The sequence below is a fragment of the Microbacterium sp. Bi128 genome, from assembly GCF_918698205.1.
This window is the reverse complement of the sequence record NZ_CAKKMM010000377.1, coordinates 1-4,263: the sequence shown is the minus strand read 5'-3', so window position 1 is coordinate 4,263 and position 4,263 is coordinate 1. Positions and strand designations below refer to the sequence as shown.

7 protein-coding genes and 1 pseudogene are annotated in these 4,263 nt (G+C 66.8%); all 8 read left to right on the top strand.

Going from position 1 to position 4,263, the window contains the following annotated elements:
• The coding region (locus LQV45_RS19375; protein ID WP_230008414.1) for a hypothetical protein at positions 1–220 on the top strand (220 nt) is incomplete at its 5' end.
• Positions 120–371 carry a hypothetical protein gene (locus LQV45_RS19370; RefSeq protein WP_230008413.1) on the top strand — a complete coding sequence of 84 codons (252 nt, stop codon included), beginning with the start codon at positions 120–122 and terminating at the stop codon, positions 369–371. The genes LQV45_RS19375 and LQV45_RS19370, both read left to right, overlap by 101 nt.
• A gap of 3 nt (positions 372–374) precedes the next feature.
• On the top strand, positions 375–800 hold the full coding sequence (locus LQV45_RS19365) for a TadE family protein (protein ID WP_230008412.1): 426 nt from the start codon (positions 375–377) through the stop codon (positions 798–800).
• A 40-nt stretch (positions 801–840) separates the two neighbouring features.
• On the top strand, positions 841–1,233 hold the full coding sequence (locus LQV45_RS19360) for a hypothetical protein (protein WP_308288896.1): 393 nt from the start codon (positions 841–843) through the stop codon (positions 1,231–1,233).
• Between the two features lie 35 nt (positions 1,234–1,268).
• Positions 1,269–1,682 carry a pilus assembly protein TadG-related protein gene (locus tag LQV45_RS19355; protein WP_230008410.1) on the top strand — a complete coding sequence of 138 codons (414 nt, stop codon included), beginning with the start codon at positions 1,269–1,271 and terminating at the stop codon, positions 1,680–1,682.
• A gap of 160 nt (positions 1,683–1,842) precedes the next feature.
• On the top strand, positions 1,843–2,958 hold the full coding sequence (prfB, locus tag LQV45_RS19350) for a peptide chain release factor 2 (protein WP_223916104.1): 1,116 nt from the start codon (positions 1,843–1,845) through the stop codon (positions 2,956–2,958).
• A 193-nt stretch (positions 2,959–3,151) separates the two neighbouring features.
• Positions 3,152–3,973 carry a cell division ATP-binding protein FtsE gene (gene ftsE, locus LQV45_RS19345; RefSeq protein WP_043435207.1) on the top strand — a complete coding sequence of 274 codons (822 nt, stop codon included), beginning with the start codon at positions 3,152–3,154 and terminating at the stop codon, positions 3,971–3,973.
• Positions 3,970–4,263: pseudogene (locus tag LQV45_RS19340) on the top strand (ABC transporter permease); the annotation flags it as partial. The gene ftsE and the pseudogene LQV45_RS19340, both read left to right, overlap by 4 nt.

Genomic DNA, 4,263 nt, shown 5'->3' with positions numbered 1-4,263 from the left:
GGGGCACACGGTGCACGATCTGCCGGCGACACGTCACGAACCATCAGATCCAAAAACAGGACTCCGGAAAAACAGAAAAACAGAAAACAGAAAACCAGAGAACCAGGAAAGAGGACACGGTGAAGAACTTCGGAACCCGGGCGGCATTGGCGGCCTGCGCGCTCAGCATGTTGACCTGGTGGTCTGCTCCGTCGCAAGCGCGGCCGGGGGACCACTCTGACGTGGGAACCGCCCATCCCCAGCGCGGGGACGTCCCCGGCTGGGTCATGATCACCCTCATGTCGGCAGTCCTCGTGGCCGCCCTGCTCGCGCTCGCCGGTCCTGCGCTTGAGGGACTCTTCAACCAAGCCATGGACAAGGTCGGACAGTAGGCAATGGCAGCCCAGGGCGGGGGGACCGGGCGCCAGATCGAAAGCGGGGAAAACCGCAAGGGCGTAGAACGGGGCGCTGCAGTGGTGGACTTCGTGCTGATCGGTGCGTTGCTCACCTTGCTCTTCCTCGCGATCGTCCAGCTCACCCTGGTACTTCACGTCCGGAATACGCTGATCGACGCCGCCGCCTCGGGCGCCAGATACGGCACGTTGGCCGACCGCAACGACGGGGACGCCAAGGAACGGACTGTCCAGCTGATCACGGCGGCGCTCAACGCGGATTTCGCGCGGGACGTGGGGACAAGCGAATCGACGTTCCAGGGCATCCGCACACTCGAGGTGACCGTCCGGGCACCCCTGCCGGTCATCGGCTTCATCGGTCCCCGGGCGCTCTTGGAGGTGAAGGGCCATGCGGCCATCCAGCGGTGAATGGCCGGAGCACGGCGCGTCACCGGAACAGGGGAGTGCCGTGGTCGAGTTCGTCTTCCTGTCCGCACTGCTGATGGTGCCGCTGGTGTACTTCATCATCACCGTGGGCCAGATCCAGGGCGGCTCGTTCGCAGTCGTGGGCGCCGCCGACCAGGCCGCCAAGGTCTACGTGGCCCAGCCGGACGCGGCAAGCGGCCGGGCAGCGGCAGAGCAAGCCGTGCTGCTGGCGCTCGCCGATTACGGCCAGCCGGCGGGAAACGCCACCGTCGACACCCGTTGCGAGCCTGCCGATTGCCTGGCTCCCGGCTCGGCGGTGACAGTCACCGTCCGCCTCACCGTGCCCCTGCCGTTTGTGCCGTTCAGCGACGCACTGCATCTGAACGCGAGCCAGCTCAGCGCGTCGGCAACCCAGCTGGTGGGCAGGTTCCGGTGAGGGGCCGGCCCGGGCCCCGCCGGCAGGAGGGGCAGGTGCTGGTGCTGAGCATCGGCTTCGTGTTGATTGCCCTGCTGGTCGCCACCGTCGTGATGGCGGCCTCCAGCGTTTACCTCGAACACAAGAAGCTGCTCTCCGCCGCGGACGGTGCCTCGGTGGCGGCCGCGGACAGTTTCACCCTCGGCCAGCTGGACAACTCCGGCGGCACACCGTCCGCCGTCCTCAGCGGGGCGAGGGTTCGCAGCGCCGCCGTCGACTATCTGGGCCGCAACGGCGCGTTCGACCGCTTCAGCGCCCTAAGCGTGGCGCCGGCGACGGGCAGCCCGGACGGCGCCACCGCCGTCGTCGTGCTGAGTGCAGCCGTCCACCCGCCAGTGGTGAACTTCCTGGTGCCGGACGGCATCCGGATCGAGGCGACGTCCACGGCCCGCTCCCGCCTCAGCCGCTGAGCTGCTGGCCCGCCACTCCGGTTGCCCTGTCAGTAGATGCTGCCAACCAGGCCGTCAGGCAACCCAAAGTGATGGGGCAACCAGCTATCGGGCAACCCAAAATGACAGGGCAACCGGCAGGGTCGGGCGGCTAGGACACATAGCGTAGGCTTAAAAAACCATGGCAAACATTGATTTTCCCGCTGAAATCCGCGCACTGCGGGCCACCTACACGTCCATCGAGAACGTCTCGAACGTCGAGGCGCTCAAGGAAGACATCGCCGAGCTCAGCGAGCGGGCCGGTGAACCCAATCTGTGGGACGACCCCGCCGCGGCGCAGGTCATCACCTCGAAGCTCTCGCACAAGCAGACCGAGCTCGAGCGGCTCAACAAGCTCGTGGCCAGGATCGACGACCTCGAGGTCCTCGTGGAACTCGGCCAGGACGAGGACGACGCCGACTCCATGGCCGACGCCGCCGCGGAACTCGAATCGGTCCGCAAGGCGCTGGCCGACCTTGAAGTCGTCACCCTGCTCTCCGGCGAGTTCGACGAGCGCGAAGCCGTGGTGACCATCCGCGCCGGCGCCGGTGGCGTGGACGCGGCGGACTTCGCCGAAATGCTGCTGCGCATGTACCTGCGCTGGGCCGAACGCCATGGCTACCCGACCACCATCATGGATACCTCCTATGCCGAAGAAGCCGGGCTGAAGTCCGCCACGTTCGAGGTCAAGGCGCCGTACGCCTTCGGCACGCTCAGCGTCGAGGCCGGCACCCACCGCCTGGTCCGGATCAGCCCGTTCGACAACCAGGGCCGCCGCCAGACCTCATTCGCGGCCGTGGAAGTGATCCCGCTGATCGAGCAGACGGACTCGATCGACATCCCGGACAACGAGATCCGCGTGGACGTCTTCCGTTCCTCCGGCCCCGGCGGCCAGTCGGTCAACACCACCGACTCCGCGGTGCGCCTGACCCACATCCCCACCGGCACCGTGGTGTCCATGCAGAATGAAAAATCGCAGCTGCAGAACCGCGCCGCCGCCCTCCGGGTGCTGCAGTCCCGGCTCCTGCTGCTGAAGAAGGAACAGGAGGACGCCGAGAAGAAGGCGTTCGCCGGCGACGTCAAAGCCTCGTGGGGCGACCAGATGCGCTCCTACGTCCTGAACCCGTACCAGATGGTCAAGGACCTCCGCACCGAGCACGAGGTCGGCAACACCTCGGCCGTGTTCGACGGCGAAATCGACGACTTCATCGACGCCGGCATCCGCTGGCGGACGGACAACCGCAACGCCGAGAAGTAAGCCCGGTGCCCGGCCGGGCACCTCCACTGGGAGGTCGCTGACAATCGTGCGACACGCCCCGCCGTTCCGGCGGTTCCGCCGTTACCCGTGCGTATAGTCGAGGGGCCGGAGCTCTACTTCCCCCAAACGAAAGCCCTTGCGCCGGCAGCAGAACCGGGCCCTCGCGGCCATGTCCTGCAGGGTACTAAGGGCCATGATCCGTTTCGAAAATGTCACCAAGGTCTATGACCAGAAGGCGCGGCCGGCGCTGGATTCGATCAACCTTGAGATCGACCGTGGCGAATTCGCCTTCCTCGTCGGCGCCTCCGGCTCCGGCAAATCGACCTTCCTGCGCCTGGTCCTCAAAGAGGACCGCGCCTCCTCCGGCGCCGTCTACGTGGCCGGCCAGAACGTCGCGAACATCTCCAGCTGGCGCGTGCCGCGCCTGCGCCGCGGAATCGGCGTCGTCTTCCAGGACTTCCGCCTGCTGCCGCAGAAGACCGTCTTCGCCAACGTCGCCTTCGCCATGCAGGTCATCGGCAAGAGCCGCAGCGTCATCCGCGACACCGTCCCCGAGGTCCTGAAGACCGTCGGGCTGGAAGGCAAAGAAAACCGTCTCCCGCACGAACTCTCCGGCGGCGAGCAGCAGCGCGTGGCGATCGCCCGCGCCGTCGTGAACCGCCCCGGCATCCTGCTGGCCGACGAGCCGACCGGAAACCTGGACCCCACCACCTCGATGGGCATCATGGGCGTGCTGGACAAGATCAACCAGAACGGCACCACCGTGGTGATGGCCACGCACGACGATGACATCGTCAACGAAATGCGCAAACGGGTGGTGGAACTGAAGAACGGGGTTGTGATCCGCGACGAGGCCAAGGCCCTCTACACCTCCATGATTCCCGTCGTGGGCCAGTCGCGCCGCCTGCGCGACGCCAGCGGACGGGACGAACAGCCGCAAGTTATCCCGCCCCGGGCCGGCTCGCGTGCCGAAGCCCGCGCCGAGTTCCGCACCGCAGGGGAGGGCCAGGCGTGAGGCTTGCATTCGTCCTGGGCGAGATCGGCAGCGGCCTGCGCCGCAACCTGTCCATGGTGATCTCCGTGATCCTGGTGACCTTCGTGTCGCTGACCTTCGTCGGCGCCGCCGGCATGCTGCAGCTGCAGATCAACCAGATGAAGGGCTACTGGTACGACAAAGTCCAGGTGGCCATCTTCCTCTGCAGTGACGGTTCGACGGCGCCCGGCTGCGCCACCGGTCCGGCGACGCCGGAGCAGGAGGACAACCTGCGCACGCTGCTGAAATCGCCCGCGGTGGCTCAGTACGTC